Source organism: Tahibacter caeni, from assembly GCF_024609805.1.
Lineage (GTDB): Bacteria > Pseudomonadota > Gammaproteobacteria > Xanthomonadales > Rhodanobacteraceae > Tahibacter > Tahibacter caeni.
Genome location: NZ_JANFVR010000085.1, coordinates 1 through 16,636, shown reverse-complemented (window position 1 = coordinate 16,636; position 16,636 = coordinate 1). Strand labels below are relative to the sequence as shown.

General features: G+C 69.2%; 15 protein-coding genes. 9 read left to right on the top strand and 6 right to left on the bottom strand.

All coding sequences use genetic code 11. From position 1 onward, the window contains the following. Positions 1 to 354 precede the first annotated feature (354 nt). Entirely contained in the window at positions 355 to 1,248 is an 894-nt protein-coding gene (locus NON22_RS09895; protein WP_257386765.1) for an acyltransferase, read from the top strand. A gap of 77 nt (positions 1,249 to 1,325) precedes the next feature. Next, entirely contained in the window at positions 1,326 to 3,590 is a 2,265-nt protein-coding gene (locus NON22_RS09890) for an RCC1 domain-containing protein (RefSeq protein WP_257386764.1), read from the top strand. Between the two features lie 70 nt (positions 3,591 to 3,660). Here NON22_RS09890 and NON22_RS09885 read toward each other — a convergent pair whose 3' ends face one another. From NON22_RS09885 to NON22_RS09860, 6 genes are all read right to left on the bottom strand, one after another. After that, positions 3,661 to 4,194: a YaeQ family protein gene (locus NON22_RS09885; RefSeq protein WP_257386763.1), complete on the bottom strand. Its 534-nt coding sequence runs from the start codon at positions 4,192 to 4,194 to the stop codon at positions 3,661 to 3,663. Positions 4,195 to 4,198: 4 nt separating this feature from the next. Continuing rightward, positions 4,199 to 4,681: a cupin domain-containing protein gene (locus NON22_RS09880; RefSeq protein WP_257386762.1), complete on the bottom strand. Its 483-nt coding sequence runs from the start codon at positions 4,679 to 4,681 to the stop codon at positions 4,199 to 4,201. Positions 4,682 to 4,711: 30 nt separating this feature from the next. Next, complete coding sequence (mfd, locus tag NON22_RS09875) at positions 4,712 to 8,164, bottom strand: transcription-repair coupling factor (protein WP_257386766.1); 3,453 nt, start codon at positions 8,162 to 8,164, stop codon at positions 4,712 to 4,714. Between the two features lie 278 nt (positions 8,165 to 8,442). Then, positions 8,443 to 9,024 carry a GNAT family N-acetyltransferase gene (locus tag NON22_RS09870; RefSeq protein WP_257386761.1) on the bottom strand — a complete coding sequence of 194 codons (582 nt, stop codon included), beginning with the start codon at positions 9,022 to 9,024 and terminating at the stop codon, positions 8,443 to 8,445. A 108-nt stretch (positions 9,025 to 9,132) separates the two neighbouring features. After that, positions 9,133 to 9,501, bottom strand: coding sequence for a PilZ domain-containing protein (locus NON22_RS09865; RefSeq protein WP_257386760.1), 369 nt, complete (start codon positions 9,499 to 9,501; stop codon positions 9,133 to 9,135). Positions 9,502 to 9,595: 94 nt separating this feature from the next. Further along, the gene (locus tag NON22_RS09860; protein ID WP_257386759.1) at positions 9,596 to 10,396 is read right to left on the bottom strand and encodes a cytochrome C assembly family protein; all 801 of its coding nucleotides are present in this window, start codon (positions 10,394 to 10,396) and stop codon (positions 9,596 to 9,598) included. A gap of 128 nt (positions 10,397 to 10,524) precedes the next feature. Here NON22_RS09860 and ffh point away from each other — a divergent pair, with 128 nt between their 5' ends. The 7 genes from ffh to NON22_RS09825 form a co-directional block, all read left to right on the top strand. After that, complete coding sequence (gene ffh / locus NON22_RS09855; protein WP_257386758.1) at positions 10,525 to 11,913, top strand: signal recognition particle protein; 1,389 nt, start codon at positions 10,525 to 10,527, stop codon at positions 11,911 to 11,913. 154 nt (positions 11,914 to 12,067) lie between these two features. Beyond that, positions 12,068 to 12,331, top strand: a complete 264-nt coding sequence (gene rpsP, locus NON22_RS09850; RefSeq protein ID WP_257386757.1) for a 30S ribosomal protein S16 — start codon at positions 12,068 to 12,070, stop codon at positions 12,329 to 12,331. A gap of 24 nt (positions 12,332 to 12,355) precedes the next feature. Then, on the top strand, positions 12,356 to 12,859 hold the full coding sequence (gene rimM, locus NON22_RS09845) for a ribosome maturation factor RimM (protein ID WP_257386756.1): 504 nt from the start codon (positions 12,356 to 12,358) through the stop codon (positions 12,857 to 12,859). Between the two features lie 13 nt (positions 12,860 to 12,872). Then, the gene (trmD, locus tag NON22_RS09840; protein ID WP_257386755.1) at positions 12,873 to 13,679 is read left to right on the top strand and encodes a tRNA (guanosine(37)-N1)-methyltransferase TrmD; all 807 of its coding nucleotides are present in this window, start codon (positions 12,873 to 12,875) and stop codon (positions 13,677 to 13,679) included. Positions 13,680 to 13,703: 24 nt separating this feature from the next. Then, entirely contained in the window at positions 13,704 to 14,072 is a 369-nt protein-coding gene (gene rplS / locus NON22_RS09835) for a 50S ribosomal protein L19 (protein ID WP_257386754.1), read from the top strand. 174 nt (positions 14,073 to 14,246) lie between these two features. Continuing rightward, positions 14,247 to 16,130, top strand: a complete 1,884-nt coding sequence (gene htpG, locus NON22_RS09830) for a molecular chaperone HtpG (protein ID WP_257386753.1) — start codon at positions 14,247 to 14,249, stop codon at positions 16,128 to 16,130. Positions 16,131 to 16,161: 31 nt separating this feature from the next. Next, positions 16,162 to 16,636, top strand: a 475-nt coding sequence (locus NON22_RS09825) for a tetratricopeptide repeat protein (RefSeq protein ID WP_257386752.1), incomplete at its 3' end; no start/stop codon positions are given.

Here is a 16,636-nt window from a genome sequence, read left to right as displayed (position 1 = left end):
CGCCGGCGGCGCTCCGACCGGCATGCGTGTGCACGCGACAGGCCTGCGTTGAGCTGCGCCGCACCCGGCGTCGCGCGCAGCGGCGGTTGCCGTGCGTGCCGGGGCGGCAACCGGCACCGCACCGCACGGCGTCGCCGGCGCCAGGTCGGCGCCAAACCGTCTGCCGGACGGATCCGTAACGGGGCGCCTGGGAGTCTCTCGTCCAAGCGATTGATTCCCGGAGGACGCGCGAACGCTATGCGGGCACCGTTCGATCGGATAAGCGCGCAGGCGTTCGTGGCCCGATCTCGTGCCAGTACGACAGCGTCGATCATTTCGCGTATGTTCGAACGCCGGTTTCATGACTCGCTGCTGATGGCCCGTTCCGCTCTGGCGCCGCTGCGCGCCGCTCTCGCGTTCACGCTCGTGGCCGGCAGCACGCTGCTCCACGCCTCCGCGCTGCTGCCGCTCGCGGCGCTCAAGGCGCTGCTGCCGTTCGCGCCGCTGCGCCGGTGCCTGAGCCGCGCGCTGGCCGCGATCGCGCACAGCTGGATAGGCTTCAACAGCCGTCTGATCCGCCGCGCCGGCACGCAGGTACGCGTCGACGGCGCCGACGGACTGCAGCGCGAGGGCTGGTATCTCGTGGTCTGCAATCACCAGAGCTGGGTCGACATCCCGGTGCTGCAGCTCGTCTTCAACGACCGTATTCCGCTGCTGACCTTCTTCCTCAAGCGCGAGCTGATCTGGGTGCCGGTGCTCGGCTTGGCCTGGTGGGCGCTGGATTTCCCGTTCATGCGGCGCTATTCGCGCGCGCAGCTCGAGAAGCATCCGGAATGGCGCGGCAAGGATCTCGACGCGACGCGCCGCGCCTGCGAGAAATTCCGCGAGCAGCCCGTCGCGATCATGAACTTCGTCGAGGGCACGCGCTTCACGCCGGCCAAGCATGTGCAGCAGGCCTCTCCGTACGCGCAGCTGCTGCCGCCGCGCGCCGGCGGCGTCGCGTTCGTGCTGCAGTCGATGGGTCCGCTGCTGAAGGAGCTCGTCGACGTGACCGTGGTCTATCCGCGCGGCCGTCCGACGTTGTACGACCTGCTCGCCGGCCGCGTCGGCGAAGTCCGCGTCGAGGTGCGCCGGCGCGCGATCCCGCCCGAGTTCCTGACCGGTGACTACCAGAACGACGCGGCGTTCCGCGAACGCTTCCAGCACTGGCTCAATGCGCTGTGGCAGGAAAAAGACGCGCGCATGGAGTCGCTGCGGGACGCGCCGTAACGCGAGCGCCCGACCGCGCGATTTCGGCCCTCCGCGGCGCGTGCCTATACTTCGCGCAGTTCAGGACGAATATCGCCATGCTCAGGACGCTCGCGATTCTGTTGCTCAGCCTGCCGCTGCCGGCCGCTGCAGCGACCACGCCGCAGATCGCGGCCGGCAGCCAGGTGCTCTGGCTGCAGCCCGACGGCACGGTCTGGGCCAGCGGCGATGCCGAGCCCGTGCGCGGCGACGACGACCTGCGGCCGCGCAAGACCTTTCGCCGCATCGAGGGGCTGACGCGCATCGTCACGGTCGCGATCAATCACGACGCCTCCGATTCGGCCGCGGCCATCGACGCCGACGGCGCGCTGTGGCTCTGGGGTGAACTCGGCGAGCTGGCCTGTACGACGGAGCAGTGCAAGCTGCCGCCGCATCAGCCGCGGCGCTTCGAGGCGCTCGGCAGCGTGCGCGCGGTCGCGCTGGGTCGCCGGCATCTGCTCGCGATCGGCCGTGACGGACGCCTGCGCAGCGTCGGCAGCAACGCGCTGGGCCAGCTCGGCAGCGGACCGCTGCTCAACGAGTCGCCGATGCAGGCGCGCTTGCCGCGCGTCATCGACGCGATTCCTGATGCCGTCGCCGTCGCCGCGCAGGGCGACACCAGTCTCGTGCTGCGCAGCGACGGCACGGTCTGGGGCATGGGCAGCGCGCGTTGGGGCCTGCTCGGCGAAGCGGGCCGCTGGCGGCCGCTCGATTTCGCCGATCCTCCCCAGGCCGAGCCGCTGCGCATCGCCGGCCTGGCCGGGATCGTGGCGATCAGCGTCGGCCGCTTCCACGGCCTCGCACTGGATCGCGACGGCCGCGTCTGGGGCTGGGGCGCGAACGAATCCGCCCAGCTCGCGACACCCGCGGTCGATCTGACCGTGCGTGCGCCGCAGTCGCTGGCCGGCCTCGACGAGGCCGCGGCGATCGCCGCCGGCGACGACTACAGCCTCGTGCTCAAGCGCGACGGCAGCGTCTGGGCGCGCGGCGGCAACGTCTACGGCACGCTCGGCGACGGCGGCGACGAACTCGAGGGCGATCTGCGCCGCGTCGCGGCGCTCGACGGCCGGAATGTCGCTGAACTGTTCGCCGGCGACTACAACGCGTTCGCGCGACTGGCCGACGGCCGGATGCTCGGCTGGGGCACGAACGGCGCGACGGTCGGCGGCTTCGACGCGGCCGGCGACGACACGACCGTGCTGCCGGCCGTGCTGGATCGCGAGCGGCAGCCGGCTCCGGCCAGCGCCGCGGTCAAGGCCGGCGCGGCGGCCTTCCAGTTCGCGGTCGAACTGGGCAGCGACGAGACGGCCGAACACATCGAACTCTGGATAGACGGCCGTCGCAGCGCCGGGTTCGATCTCGACCGCGCGACGCCGCGCAGCCGCCGCGGCCAGGTCGTCATCGAGCTGCCGCCCGGCATCCATGCCTACGAACTGCGCGGCGAGACGCGCCAGTCCGGAGCGCCGCCGCAGACCCTGCAGGGCCGCGGCGCGATCGTGGTCACGGCCAAGGGCGTCGAGGCGCAGTTCCGCGCACGCGCTGCGGCACAGGGGTTGCTGTCGGCCTATCGGCAGTCGATCGCGCTGCTGCGCGCGTTCACGCCGCTGGACGGCCGCGCCGATCTGCAGGCCGGCGTCGCGCCGCCGGTGCCGCTGCTCGACGCCTACGAGAAGCAGCTCGGCCGCCGCCTGCCGAAGACGTATCGCGATGCGTTGCGCACGATAGGTCCGTTCAGTCTCGGCGTCGCCGGCGAACACTATCCGGCCGTCGCGCTGTTCGCGCCGGCGCAGCTGCGCACGCTCGACGAGTGGGTCGCGCAGGCGTTGCAGGACGTCGCCGCGCCCGGTGTCGACGGCCCGGCGTCGCGCGACCAGGAAGTGCTGGACCGCTTCCGCGTATTCGCTGCGGAACTGCAGCCGGCGCGCGAACGGCTCGCGGCGGGCTGGAAAAGCGAACGCCTCGCGGCGCTGTTTCCCGAGGCCGTCTATCTGATCGTGCCGGAATGGCCGATACTCTGCGAAGGTCGCCGCGCGCGTCAGCGCCTCGCCGATTTCTTCGACGTGCAGCAGGACGAGGACAGCGGCGAGGAACATTACTTCGGCTGGGCCGGCAGCGCCGACTGCGAGCTCGATCTTATCGCGGCGCTGAATCAGGCCGTGTTCGACCACTACACTTCGGCCGCGCGCGCCAACGGCGTGGTCTTCGTGCGCGCCGATCTTTCACCCTACGAGCGCGCCGTGCTCTCGCCCGAGCGCACCGACGCGGCCGGTGCGCCGGCGGTCGACCTGCGTCTGTCCGGCGGCGAGGCGGTCACCGAGTATTGAAGCGCATCGCGCGCAGTTGCGCGGCGGTCGCCGCTTCGTGCGGATCGCGCGGATCGGACGTCGCCGCCGCTCAGAGCCGCGGCAGCAGTTCGACGTCGATCGTGCCGTGGTCGCCGAGCAGCTGCACGGCGCCGTCCTGGATCAGGCACTGCAGCTCGAGCTTGCGCGCGGCGATCGCGGCCAGCGCCGCGCAGGTCGCCGGACCGATCTCCACGACGGCGAGCCGGCGCTGGCGGCTCAGCGCGGCGCCGTGCTTGTCCCACCAGATCGCGGCCGCGCGGCCGTAGCTGTAGACCTTCACTTCGCCGGCGCGGCCGGCGGCCTGGCGCAGCCGCTGCTCGTCGGGCTGGCCCAGTTCTATCCACTGCGTGATCGCGCCGGTCAGGTCCTTGCGCCAGAGGTCGGGCTCGTCGGCGTCGCTGAGGCCCTTGCCGAAGCTCAGCGCCTCGTCGGCGTTCAGCGCGAACGCGAGCACGCGCAGCATCAGGCGTTCCTCGGTCTCCGACGGATGGCGCGCGACGGTCAGCGCATGGCTTGCGTAGTAGTGCCGGTCGAGATCGCTGACCTGCAGCTCGATCTTGTGGATGGTCGCGTTCAGCGCCACGGCGTCAGGCCAGGTCGAGCAGCGCGTCGTCGATCTCGCCGAGGCGCCGCGCGACGTCGGGCGCCTGATCGAGCAGGGCGAAGCCGCGGTATTCGTAGCCCGGCGCGACCGTGCAGCCGACCAGGGTGTAGGCGCCGCGCGGCCGCGCGGCCTGCCACATGCCGGCGGGCACGACGAACACCGGCGCCGAATCGCGCGAGGCCGGACCCAGGGTGTGCGTGGTCAGCACGCCTTCGACCGGGTCGTAGCGCAGCAGCTCCAGCGGCTGGCCCTCGTAGAAATGCCACACCTCGTCGGCGTCGACGCGATGCCAGCGGCTGAGCTCACCGTCGGCGAGCAGGAAATAGATCGAGGTGGCGACGGCGCGCTGCGCCGCGTCGCCGTAGGCCACGCGCGTCGCGGATTCGTAGATGCGCCGGTAATGGCCGCCTTCGATGTGCGGCTCCAGCTGCAAGGCGCGTATGAGTTCTTCGGCTCGGGTGTGCATGAAAAAATCCGTGGTCGTTGACGTGCGCGCTCAGGCGGCCCTGCACTGGCCCAGCGCGGCGAGCAGGTCGTGGGTCGAGCGCAGGCGCTCGGCGGCGCCCGGCATTTCCAGCCTTACCTTGAGCTTGTCCTGGCCGTCCAGCGCATAGACGCGCGGCTGGCTCTGCAGCAGCTTGATGACGGCGAGCGGATCGACGTTCGGCTGCGGCGCGAACACGACGCGGCCGCCCTGCGCGCCGAAGTCGATCTTGCGTATGCCGAGCTCCGTCGCGCGCAGCTTGATCTCGGTCACGGCGAACAGGTGCTTGACCGGATCGGGCAGCAGGCCGAAGCGGTCGATCATCTCGACCTGCAGCTCGCGCAGGCGTTCGGCGTCGCGCGCGCTCGCAATGCGCTTGTACAGGGTCAGGCGCGCATGCACGTCGGGCAGATAGTCGTCGGGAATCAGCGCCGGCAGATGCAGCTCGACCTCGGTCTCGTGCGCGCTGACGAGCTCGAAGTCCGGCACCTTGCCGCTCTTGAGCGCACGCACGGCGCGCTCGAGCAGCTCGGTGTACAGCGAGAAGCCGATCTCCTGCATCTGGCCGCTCTGCTCGTCGCCGAGCAGCTCGCCGGCGCCGCGGATTTCCAGATCGTGCGTGGCCAGTGTGAAGCCCGCGCCGAGTTCTTCCATCGATGCGAGCGCCTCGAGGCGTTTCTCCGCGTCGGCCGTCATCTGGCGCCGGTCCGGCACGACGAGATAGGCGTAGGCACGGTGATGCGAACGGCCGACGCGGCCGCGCAGCTGATGCAGCTGGGCCAGACCGAAGCGGTCGGCGCGGTTGACGATGATCGTGTTGGCGCTCGGGATGTCGATGCCCGACTCGATGATGGTCGTGCACAGCAGCACGTTGAAGCGCTGGCGATGGAAATCGAGCATGACCTGCTCGAGCTCCTTCTCCGGCATCTGGCCGTGGGCGACGCGGATGCGCGCCTCGGGAATCAGCGCCTGCAGGTCGCGCTGCATCTTCTCGATCGTGTCGACCTCGTTGTGCAGGAAATACACCTGTCCGCCGCGCTGCAGCTCGCGCTGGAACGCTTCGCGCAGCTGGGCCGGATCCCACGGCGCTATGAAGGTCTTGACCGCGAGGCGGTGCGCCGGCGGTGTGGCGATGATGGACAGGTCGCGCATGCCCGACATGGCCATGTTCAAGGTGCGCGGGATCGGCGTCGCGGTCAGGGTCAGCAGATCGACTTCGGCGCGCAGCTTCTTGAGCTGTTCCTTCTGGCGCACGCCGAAGCGCTGTTCCTCGTCGACGATGACGAGGCCGAGCTGCTTGAACTTCACGTCCTGCTGCAGCAGGCGGTGCGTGCCGATCATCACGTCGATGCGGCCGTCGGCCAGCTTGGCCATGGCCTCCTCGACTTCCTTCTTGGTCTTGAAGCGGCTCAGCACGTCGACGCGGATCGGCCAGTCGGCGTAGCGGTCGCGGAAGTTCTGGTAGTGCTGCTGCGCGAGCAGGGTCGTCGGCACGAGCACGGCGACCTGCTTGCCGGCCATGGCCGTGACGAAGGCCGCGCGCAGCGCGACCTCGGTCTTGCCGAAACCGACGTCGCCGCAGACCACGCGGTCCATGGGCTTCGGTGCGGCGAGATCGGCCAGCACGGCGTCGATCGCACTGATCTGGTCGGGCGTTTCCTCGAACGGGAACGCCGCGGCGAACTGCTCGTAGGCAGCACGGTCGATTGCCAGCGCCGTGCCCTGGCGCGCCTCGCGCTGGGCGTAGATCGCGAGGAGTTCGGCGGCCACGTCGCGGACCTTTTCCGCGGCCTTGCGCTTGGCGCGCTCCCAGGCGTCGCCGCCGAGCGAATGCAGCGGCGCGAGTTCGGGCGACGTGCCCGAATAGCGCGAGACCAGGTTGAGCTGCGCGACCGGCACGTAGAGTTTGTCGCCCTTCGCGTACTCGATCGCGAGGAATTCGTTGGCGCTGCCGCCGACGTCGAGCTTGATCAGTCCCTGATAGCGGCCCACGCCGTGGTCGACGTGGACGATCGGCGAGCCGAGGCCGAGCTCGGTCAGATCGCGGATGATGGTTTCCGGATCGCGCGCGGCGCGCTTGCGCCGGCGCTGCTGCTGCACGCGCTCGCCGAACAGCTCGCGCTCGGTCAGCACGACCAGGGCCGGCACGGTCAGCGCGAAGCCGGCCTGCAGCGGCGCGACCGCGATCGCGAAACGCACGTCGCCGCGCGCGAAATCGCTCCAGCCCGACAGGGTCTGCGGACGCAGGCCGGCGGCCTGCAGCTGTTCGATCAGCGCCTCGCGCCGGCCGGCCGATTCGGCCGCGATCAGCACGCGGCCCGGATAGGCGGCCAGGAACCGCGTGAGCTCCTCGGCCGGCTGCTCGCCCTTGCGATTGATCGGCAGATCCGGTGCGGGCTGCAGGCCCAACGACTGCACGTGTTCGTTGCTCGCGCGCGGCACGAGGTCGGCGCGCAGTTCGCGGTTCAGGCGTTCGCGCAGCGGATCGGGCGCGAGGTACAGCTCCGCCGGCGGCAGCACCGGCCGCTCGATGTCGTGCGCGCGCTGCTCGTAGCGCTCGCCGGTCTGGCGCCAGAACTGCTCGGCGGCGTCGAGCGCGCCGTCGGCGACGACGAACAAGGCGTCGGCGGGGAGGTAGTCGAACAGGGTCTCGGTCTGCGCGAAGAACAGCGGCAGGTAGTAGTCGATGCCGGCCGGCGTCGCGCCTTCCTTGATGTCCTGATAGAGCGGGCAGCGGCGGATGTCGATCGGAAAGCGTTCGCGCAGGCGCGTGCGGAAGCTCTTGGCCGACTCGTCGGTCAGAGGGAATTCGCGTCCCGGCAGCAGCCGCACCGACTCCACCTTGTGCAGCGAGCGCTGGGTTTCCGCGTCGAAATTGCGGATCGACTCGATTTCCTCGTCGAACAGCTCGATGCGGTAGGGCTCGGCCGCGCCCATCGGGTAGATGTCGATCAGCGCGCCGCGCACGGCGAAGTCGCCGGGCTCCTGTACCTGCGGCACGTTGCGGTAGCCGGCCGCTTCGAGGCGGCGCTGCTCGGCGCCGAGATCGAGCTTCTGGCCCACGTTCAGGGCCAGCCCGGTGCCGCTGATGTAGCTGCGCGGCGCGAGGCGCTGCATCAGGGTCGCCACCGGCACGACGAGCACGCCGCGCGTCTGCGCGGGCAGCCGGTACAGGGTTGCTATGCGCTGCGAGACGATTTCCGGATGCGGGGCGAACAGGTCGTACGGCAGGGTTTCCCAATCGGGAAAATGCAGTACTTCGGTGCCGTCGCCGACGAAGCTTGCGAGTTCGGTTTCCAGCGTGTGCGCTGACTGGGTGTCGCGTGTGACGGCGACGACGAGTCCCGCATGGCTGCGCGCGGTTTCCGCCAGCAGCAGCGCGAAGCTGGAACCGGGCGGGTTCTCCCAGTAGCGGCGGACTTTGGCGGACTTGGGCAGCGGCGGGCGGAGCAGGGTGGCAGTCATCGCGATACGCATGGACGCTGCCGGCCCGAGGCGGCGGCAGCAGGACCGCGTAGTCTAGTGCCCCGCCCGGCGACTGGCCATCGCGGCCGTTGTCCGGGTGCGGTCTGCGGTCGCGTGCGCCGAGGCGGGTGACTCGTTGTCCTCGGGCGTTGCAGCCGCCTCGGCCGCCGGATCGTTCTTTCGGCCGGAAAAAACCTGCGACGCCCGGGTGCGAGCGTTGCGGGAAGGCGGGGAAGCCGCCGGGCTTGCGGGCGCTCCGGCGCCGGTCGTTCCGACCCTCAGAGCGCCAGGCGCACCCGGGTCAGCGATGCGTCGTGGAACACGCCTTCGCGGCGGAAGCCGAACTCGTCGCAGAGTTCCAGCATCGCGTGGTTCTCGGTCAGCACGTCGCCCCAGATCTCGTGCACGCCGCGGGCGCGGCAGGCGTCGATGACGCGGGTCAGCAGGTAGCTGCCGAGGCCCTGGCCGGTGAAGCGGCGCTGGACGATCAGCGCGAACTCGGCGCTGTCGGTGTTCGGATCGATATAGGCCCGGCCAACGCCGTGGATTTCGGGTTCGTCGGTGCCGGGCGGGTCGACCAGGACGAAGGCCATTTCCTGCTCCGGGTCCAGCCGGCACAGGCGCTGGGCCAGCTGGTCGGGCAGCGCGGTCAGCGTGTGCAGGAAGCGCATGCGCACTTCGTCGGGACTCAGATGGGCGAAGCCGCGTTGCAATGCAGCAACGTCGTCGGCATGGATGGCCCGCAGATGAAAGACGGTGCCGTCACGGGCGGTCAGCAGCTCGCCATTCGGCGTCGGAGCGTCGTTTGCGGCACCGAAGCGCAGGCGCTCGGGCGGACGGCGGGACCGGTAGAAGCTCATGGGGGCGGTTCGGCTGGCGGACGTTTTCATGCGGTGCAACATGCATGAGGTGGATGGAGCAGGCCATCTAAAAATGCGGCCGAGCCCGCTTGATGGCGGATCGGTCGTTCAGCTTCCGAGGGCGGACAGCTCGCGGTTCAGCAGGGCCGGGTCGCCGAGGTTCAGCTCGATCAGGCGCTTGAGCTGGGCGAAGCTGTCGAGGTCGATCTTTTCCCAGCGGCAGCCCAGGCGGTGCGGCATGATGTGGGCGATCGACACGCCCATGCTGATGATGACGCTGTTGTTGATGCGCAGGTCCATGCGGTAGCCGCCGCCGATCTTGCCGCTCCAGTCTGCCGGCCGCTCGATCAGCACGCCCTTGAGCGAGACGTCGACGAGCTTGGTCTCCCACATCGCCGTGCCCGAGTACAGACGTACCGTACCCTCGAAATTGAAACGCTGAAAGCGGCGGCGCTCGGCGGCGGGATCGGGCTTCATGGCTTGGGAAACATCCTCAAGTCAATCGTATAAGTGCTGGCTAGCGGAGCGATTCTGCGCTCCCGGCGCGACTCTGGGCAAGCCGCGGACCGCCTCAGGCGCCGTGCGCCAGCAGCAGTTCGAGCACGAACTTGCTGCCGAAGAACGCCAGCAGCAGCACGCCCATGCCGCTGAGCAGCAGGCGCACGGCGCGGCGGCCGCGCCAGCCGAAGCGCCAGCGGCCGAGCAGCAGGGTGCCGAACACGATCCAGGCGGCGATCGACAGCGTGGTCTTGTGCACGAGGTGCTGGGCGAACAGGTTTTCGACGAACAGCACGCCGCTGAGCAGGGTCGCGGTCAGCAGTACGAAGCCGGCCGCGACGAGGCGGAACATCAGGTTCTCGGTCAGGGTCAGCGGCGGCAGCACGCGCAGCCAGTGATTGGCGATGTCGCGGTTGCGCAGTGCGCGTTCCTGCACCAGCAGCAGCAGCGCGAGCACGGCCGAGACGCTGAGCAGTGCGTAGCCGAGCAGGGCCACGATCACGTGCAGCTTGATCTGCCAGCCCATCGCCGCGGGATGGGTGGGTGGCGCGATCCAGGCGTCGACGGCGAGCAGGGCGGCAGCCAGCGGGAATACCAGCACGCCGAGCGCGTCCACCGGCCGCGCGAGATTGACGGCGAGGGTGGTGCCGGCGATCAGCATCGACACGGCGCTGAGCGCGGCGAAGAAGTGCAGGTCCAGACCGCCGCGGTGCGCGGCCAGCAGATAGCCCGCATGGGTCGCCACGCCGACCGCGGCGAGGGCCAGTCCCTGGACGCGCGGCGGTACGCCGCCGCGCAGCGCCGGCAGAGCGATGCGCAGGGTGGCGGCCAGGTAGGCGGCGACCGCCACGATGGACAGGACGAGGGTCGGCATGCCGCGAGTTTGGCACAGGCCGTGCGCGGACGGGCGAGGCATGGATACGGCTCGGAGCCGGCCGGCGAGCCCGCGGCGGGCTGCGCTGCTATACTCCACGCCCTTTTGCCCAGCCGTCCCCGTCGCACATGTTCGAGTCCCTGAGCCAGCGCCTGTCTTCCACCATCGAGCGCCTGCGCGGCCGCGCCCGCCTGACCGAGGAAAACATCCGCGAGTCGTTGCGCGAGGTGCGCATCGCCCTGCTCGAAGCCGACGTCGCGCTGCCGGTCGTGCAGGCGCTGATCGAGCGCGTCAAGGTGCGCGCGGTCGGCCAGGACGTGCTCAAGAGCCTGACGCCGGGCCAGGCCCTGGTCCGCGTGGTCCGCGACGAGCTGACCGCGCTCATGGGCACGGTCAATACCGATCTCAATCTCGCGACCCAGCCGCCGGCCGTCGTGCTGATGGCCGGCCTGCAGGGCGCCGGCAAGACGACGACGACGGTCAAGCTCGCGCGCTTCCTCAAGGAGCGCAAGAAAAAGAAGGTCATGGTCGTCAGCTGCGACGTCTACCGTCCGGCCGCGATCGAGCAACTGCGCGTGCTGGCCGAGCAGGTCGGCGTACTGTTCCATCCTTCCACCGGCGAGCAGGACCCAGTCGCGATCGCGCGCGGCGCGCTCGACGCGGCGAAGAAGAATTTCGCCGAGGTGCTGCTCGTCGACACCGCGGGCCGACTGCACGTCGATGCCGACATGATGGCCGAGATCAAGGCCCTGCACGCCGAGCTCAAGCCGATCGAAACCCTGTTCGTCGTCGACGCGATGACCGGCCAGGACGCGGCCAATACCGCCAAGGCCTTCGCCGAGGCGCTGCCGCTGTCGGGCGTGGTGCTGACCAAGACCGACGGCGACGCGCGCGGCGGCGCCGCGCTGTCGGTGCGCTACATCACCGGCCGGCCGATCAAGTTCATCGGTGCCGGCGAGAAGACCGAGGCGCTTGAGCCGTTCCATCCGGACCGCCTCGCGCAGCGCATACTCGGCATGGGCGACGTGCTGTCGCTCGTCGAGCAGGTCGAGCAGAAGGTCGACCAGGAAAAGGCGCAGAAGCTGGCCGAGAAGGTCATGAAGGGCAAGCGCTTCGACCTCAACGACATGCGCGACCAGCTGCAGCAGATGCTGAACATGGGCGGCCTGGGCTCGCTGATGGACAAGCTGCCCGGCGTGTCCAACCTGCCCGAGCACGTCAAGGCCAAGGCCAACGACCGCGAAGTGCACCGCATGATCGCGATCATCAATTCGATGACGAAGAAGGAACGGCGCCATCCGGACCTGCTCAACGGCTCGCGCAAGGCGCGCGTCGCACGCGGTTCGGGCATGCAGCCGTCGGACGTCAACAAGCTGCTCAAGCAGTACCAGCAGATGGAAAAGATGATGTCCAAGCTTTCCGGCGGCGGCCTCAAGGGGCTGATGCGGCAGATGTCCGGCGCGCTCAAGGGTATGGGCGGCGGCGGCTTTCCGGGCGGCGGCGGGCTCATGCGCTGAGGCGCGGCCGGTCCGCGGTACAGGACCGTAGACTCACGATGCGGTAGACTCGCCGACCCCGCTTTGAATTTCCGCGGGCCTTGGCATAGAATGCCGCGTTTCCCGGGGCTCGTTGCGTCCGCGACCGGCCCAATCTCATAGAGAAGATCACGCAATGGTCAAGATTCGCCTGTCCCGCGGCGGCGCCAAGGGGCGTCCGTTCTATCACATCGTCGTCGCCGACGAGCGCTATGCCCGCGACGGCCGTAGCATCGAACGCCTGGGCTTCTTCAACCCGATCGCCGCCGGCAAGGAAGTTCCGCTGGAACTCAACGTCGTGCGGGCGAACGAGTGGATCGCCAAGGGCGCCCAGCCGACCGAGAAGGTGCGCGCGCTGCTGAAGCAGGCCGCCAAGCAGGTCGCCGCGGCTGCCGCCTAAGCGTCACGGAACGGGAGCGCGGAAGTGGAACGCCGCGTTCTCGTCGGCAGGATAGTCGGAGTGTCGGGGACGGCCGGCGCGGTCAGGCTGGAATCCTGGACCGATCCGCGTACGCAGATCTTCCGCTACCAGCCGTGGATCCTGAAATCCGGCAGCGGCGAACGCGAGATCCGCGGTTGCCGCGGCCGTGAGCAGGGCAAAGGAATGATCGCGACCTTGCCCGGCGTGGACGACCGGGACCAGGCGGCGGCGCTGATCGGTACGGAGATCTGGGTGCTGCGTTCGGCGCTGCCGGCGCCGAAACCCGGCGAGTATTACTGGACCGACCTCGAAGGCATGGATGTCGCGACGGTCGACGGCGTTGCGTTGGGCCAGGTATCGCATCTGTTCGCGACCGGGGCCAACGACGTGCTCGTGGTCCGCGACGCCGAGCGCGAACGCATGATCCCGTTCGTGCTCGAGCATTACGTCAAGCAGGTAGATCTCGACGCGCGACGCCTCGTCGTCGATTGGGATCCGGATTTCTGAGCGAGGCAGCGCGATGCGCATCGACGTTATCACGCTGTTTCCCGAGTTTGTGCGCCAGTGCGCGGCGGTCGGCGTCATCGGCCGCGCGCAGGAACGCGGGTTGCTCGGCGTCGAAGCGTGGAATCCGCGCGACTTCGCCACCGACAACTACCGTACCGTCGACGGCCGTACCTGCGGCGGCGGTCCGGGCATGGTCATGCTGATCTCGCCGCTGCGCGCTGCGCTGGCGGCGGCGCGGCAGGCCGCCGCGGGCACGGCGCGGACGATCTACCTGAGTCCGCAGGGTACGCGGCTGACTCAGGCCAAAGTGGCCGAGCTCGCGCGGCAGGAACGTCTGATCCTGCTGTGCGGCCGCTACGAAGGGGTGGACGAGCGCCTGCTGGCGCACGAGGTCGACGAGGAGATTTCCATCGGCGACTACGTGCTGTCCGGCGGCGAGTTGGGTGCGGCAGTGCTGATCGACGCGGTCGGCCGGCTGCAGGAAGGCGCGCTGAACGATGCGGCGTCGGCCGAACAGGATTCGTTCGCGAACGGCCTGCTCGACTGCCCGCATTACACACGGCCGATGCAGGACGAACTGGGTGAAGTCCCGGCCGTGCTGCAATCGGGAAACCATGCGATGATCCGGCGTTGGCGCCTGAAGCAATCGCTCGGTCGAACCTGGTTGCGCCGCCCGGATCTGCTGGCGCGTGTCACGCTCGACAAGACGTCGCGCGCGTTGTTGGACGAATTCCGCCGCGAGTGGCTCGCGGCCGGTGCGGCGCCGCCAGAGGCGGCGCCGCATCAAGAGCCCAGGGCCGGCACGGCGCCGGAAACATAATTCAAGACCAGATTGGTGAGTGTCATGAGCAACCTCCTTCAGCAGTTCGAAGCCGCCCAGATCAAGCGTTCCCTGCCGGACTTCGGTCCGGGCGACACGGTCGTCGTCAACGTCAAGGTCAAGGAAGGCAACCGCGAGCGCGTGCAGGCTTACGAAGGCGTTTGCATCGCCAAGAAGAACGCCGGCCTGAACTCGGCCTTCACGGTGCGCAAGATCTCGCACGGCACCGGCGTCGAGCGCGTGTTCCAGACCCACAGTTCCGTGATCGACTCGGTCTCGGTCAAGCGTCGCGGCAAGGTGCGCGGCGCGAAGCTGTACTACCTGCGTGGTCTCGAGGGCAAGGCGGCGCGCATCCAGGAAGACCTGGCCAAGCACGGCGGCAAGTCCGAGTAAGCCGTTTTCGTTGCAGTGCAAAAAGCCGCCGTTGGGCGGCTTTTTGCGTTGTGGAATTCGTTGCCGCGCCGGCCCCGCCGCCCGGCGCGCCGGAATCCGGCGCGGCGCAGTTGAATCGCCGGCCCGCAGCCCCATACCGCCGGCATCGTTTTCGTTCTCAGGCCCGTCACGACCATGACCGAATCCACCGCACAGACCCGCAAGTTCGAAGCCGAAGTCGCCCAGGTCCTGCACCTGGTCACGCATTCGCTGTACTCGCACAAGGAAATCTTCCTGCGCGAGCTGATCTCCAACGCCTCCGACGCCTGCGACAAGCTGCGCTTTGAAGCGCTGGCGAATCCGGCCCTGACCGAGGGCGACGCGGACCTGCACATCGACATCCAGTTCGACGCCGCGGCGCGCACCCTGACCCTGCGCGACAACGGCATCGGCATGAGCCGCGACGAGGTCATCGAGAACATCGGCACGATCGCGCGTTCGGGCACGCGGCGCTTCCTCGAATCGCTGTCGGGCGACGCACGCAAGGACACGCAGCTGATCGGCCAGTTCGGCGTCGGCTTCTATTCCGCGTTCATCGTCGCCGACAAGGTCACCCTGATCACGCGTCGCGCCGGCGGCCCGGCCGCCGAGGGCGTGCGCTGGGAATCCGACGGCACCGGCGAATACACGATCGATGCGATCGAAGCGCCGCGCGGCACGAGCGTGATACTGCATCTCAAAGAGGACGAGAGCGAATTCCTGAGCGCCTGGAAGCTGCGCGACCTGATCTCCAAGTATTCCGACCACATCGCGTTCCCGATCCGCCTGCCGGTGCAGAAGGACGGCGAGTCCACCGACGAGTTCGAGACGGTCAACCATGCCGCCGCGCTGTGGACGCGGCCGAAGTCCGAGCTCAAGGACGAGGACTACCAGGGCTTCTACAAGTCGTTGTCGCACGACTTCAACGACGCCGCGGCCTGGACCCACAACCGCGTCGAGGGCTCGCAGAGCTATACCTTGCTGCTGTTCCTGCCGTCCAAGCCGCCGTTCGACGCGATGTTCAGCGGCCGCGACGAGCGCAAGGGCCTCAAGCTGTACATCCGCCGCGTGTTCATCATGGACGCGAGCGAGCAGCTGCTGCCGGCCTATCTGCGCTTCATGCGCGGCGTCGTGGATTCCGACGACCTGCCGCTGAACGTCAGCCGCGAGATCCTGCAGGACAACCGCCTGGTCGCGCAGATCCGCGCGGCCTGCGTCAAGCGCACGCTGGACCTGCTGGAAAAGCTCGCCGCCGACGACAAGGAAAAATTCCAGGCCTTCATCGACACCTTCGGCAACGTGCTGAAGGAGGGCATCGCCGAGGACGGCGCCAACCGCGAGCGCATCGCCAAGCTGCTGCGCTTCGCCTCGACGGCCTCGGAAGGCCAGGCGCGCACCGTGTCGTTCGACGACTACATCGCGCGCATGCCGGTGGGCCAGGATGCGATCTACTACGTCAGCGCCGACGGCTATGCGGCGGCCAAGGGCAGTCCGCAGATCGAGGCGCTGCGCGCGCGCAACGTCGAAGTGCTGCTGATGTTCGACCGCATCGACGAGTGGATGCTGGGCTATCTGAGCGAATACGCCGGCAAGAAGCTGCGCAATGCGGCCAAGGGCGACATCGACTTCGACGCGCTGCCCGGCGCCGACGACAAGGCCGCGCGCGAAGAAGCGGCCAAGGCTGCCGAGCCGGTCGTGGCCAAGCTCAAGCAGCTGCTCGGCGAGCGCGTGCGCGACGTGCGCGTGAGCCAGCGTCTGACCGATTCGCCGTCCTGCCTCGTGCTCGACGAATACGACATGGCCTCGCACATGCAGCGCCTGATGCGCGAAGCCGGCCACGAGCTGCCGGCGAGCAAGCCGGTGCTCGAGATCAATCCGCAGCACACGCTGGTCCGCCGCATCGAAGCCGAAGCCGATACCGCGCGCGCCGGCGAATACAGCCTGCTGCTGTTCGAACAGGCGCAGCTGCTCGACGGCGCCCAGCTCGACGACCCGGCCGGTTTCGTGCGCCGCGTCAACGCTTTGCTGGCGGCGGCCTGATGCCGCAACTGCCGCGTCGAACGACCACCGCATGAGCGAGCCGCGCGCGGCGTTCGACGCGGCCTGGCGCGAAGCGCAGGCCGCCCTGCAGCGCAACGATGCGGCAGCGGCGCTCGCGCCGCTGCGGCGCTGCCTGCAATGGCAGCCGCAGCAGCCGGGGCTCTGGCTGCAGACGGCGGTCAGCGCGTTCCAGGCGGGCCGCGCAGCGCTCGCGTTGCAGCTGCTGCAGGACGCGGCCCGGCGCTGGCCCGATGATCTCGTCATCCGTTTCCACGAAGCCTATCTGCAGGAAATCGGCGGCGATGCGGCGGCGGCGGTCGAGGGCTATCGCGCGGTACTTCGGCGCGATCCGGCGCATGCCGACGCGCTGCGCAATCTGGCCGGCCTGCTGACGCGCGGCGGCGACGCCGAGGCCGCGCTGCCGCTGCTGCAGCGGTTGATCGCGCTGCGGCCGGCCGAGACCGACCTGCGCGTCGGCGCGGCCGAGCTGGCGCTGCAGACCGGCG

What these genes read in the sequence shown, in the direction of transcription:
- NON22_RS09870 (WP_257386761.1), bottom strand. Translation starts at nt 9,024, where the DNA reads ATGAGCTTCTACCGGTCCCGCCGTCCGCCCGAGCGCCTGCGCTTCGGT.
- htpG (WP_257386753.1), top strand. Translation starts at nt 14,247, where the DNA reads ATGACCGAATCCACCGCACAGACCCGCAAGTTCGAAGCCGAAGTCGCC.
- NON22_RS09860 (WP_257386759.1), bottom strand. Translation starts at nt 10,396, where the DNA reads ATGCCGACCCTCGTCCTGTCCATCGTGGCGGTCGCCGCCTACCTGGCC.
- ffh (WP_257386758.1), top strand. Translation starts at nt 10,525, where the DNA reads ATGTTCGAGTCCCTGAGCCAGCGCCTGTCTTCCACCATCGAGCGCCTG.
- NON22_RS09895 (WP_257386765.1), top strand. Translation starts at nt 355, where the DNA reads ATGGCCCGTTCCGCTCTGGCGCCGCTGCGCGCCGCTCTCGCGTTCACG.
- NON22_RS09865 (WP_257386760.1), bottom strand. Translation starts at nt 9,501, where the DNA reads ATGAAGCCCGATCCCGCCGCCGAGCGCCGCCGCTTTCAGCGTTTCAAT.
- mfd (WP_257386766.1), bottom strand. Translation starts at nt 8,164, where the DNA reads ATGACTGCCACCCTGCTCCGCCCGCCGCTGCCCAAGTCCGCCAAAGTC.
- NON22_RS09880 (WP_257386762.1), bottom strand. Translation starts at nt 4,681, where the DNA reads ATGCACACCCGAGCCGAAGAACTCATACGCGCCTTGCAGCTGGAGCCG.
- trmD (WP_257386755.1), top strand. Translation starts at nt 12,873, where the DNA reads ATGCGCATCGACGTTATCACGCTGTTTCCCGAGTTTGTGCGCCAGTGC.
- NON22_RS09890 (WP_257386764.1), top strand. Translation starts at nt 1,326, where the DNA reads ATGCTCAGGACGCTCGCGATTCTGTTGCTCAGCCTGCCGCTGCCGGCC.
- rplS (WP_257386754.1), top strand. Translation starts at nt 13,704, where the DNA reads ATGAGCAACCTCCTTCAGCAGTTCGAAGCCGCCCAGATCAAGCGTTCC.
- rpsP (WP_257386757.1), top strand. Translation starts at nt 12,068, where the DNA reads ATGGTCAAGATTCGCCTGTCCCGCGGCGGCGCCAAGGGGCGTCCGTTC.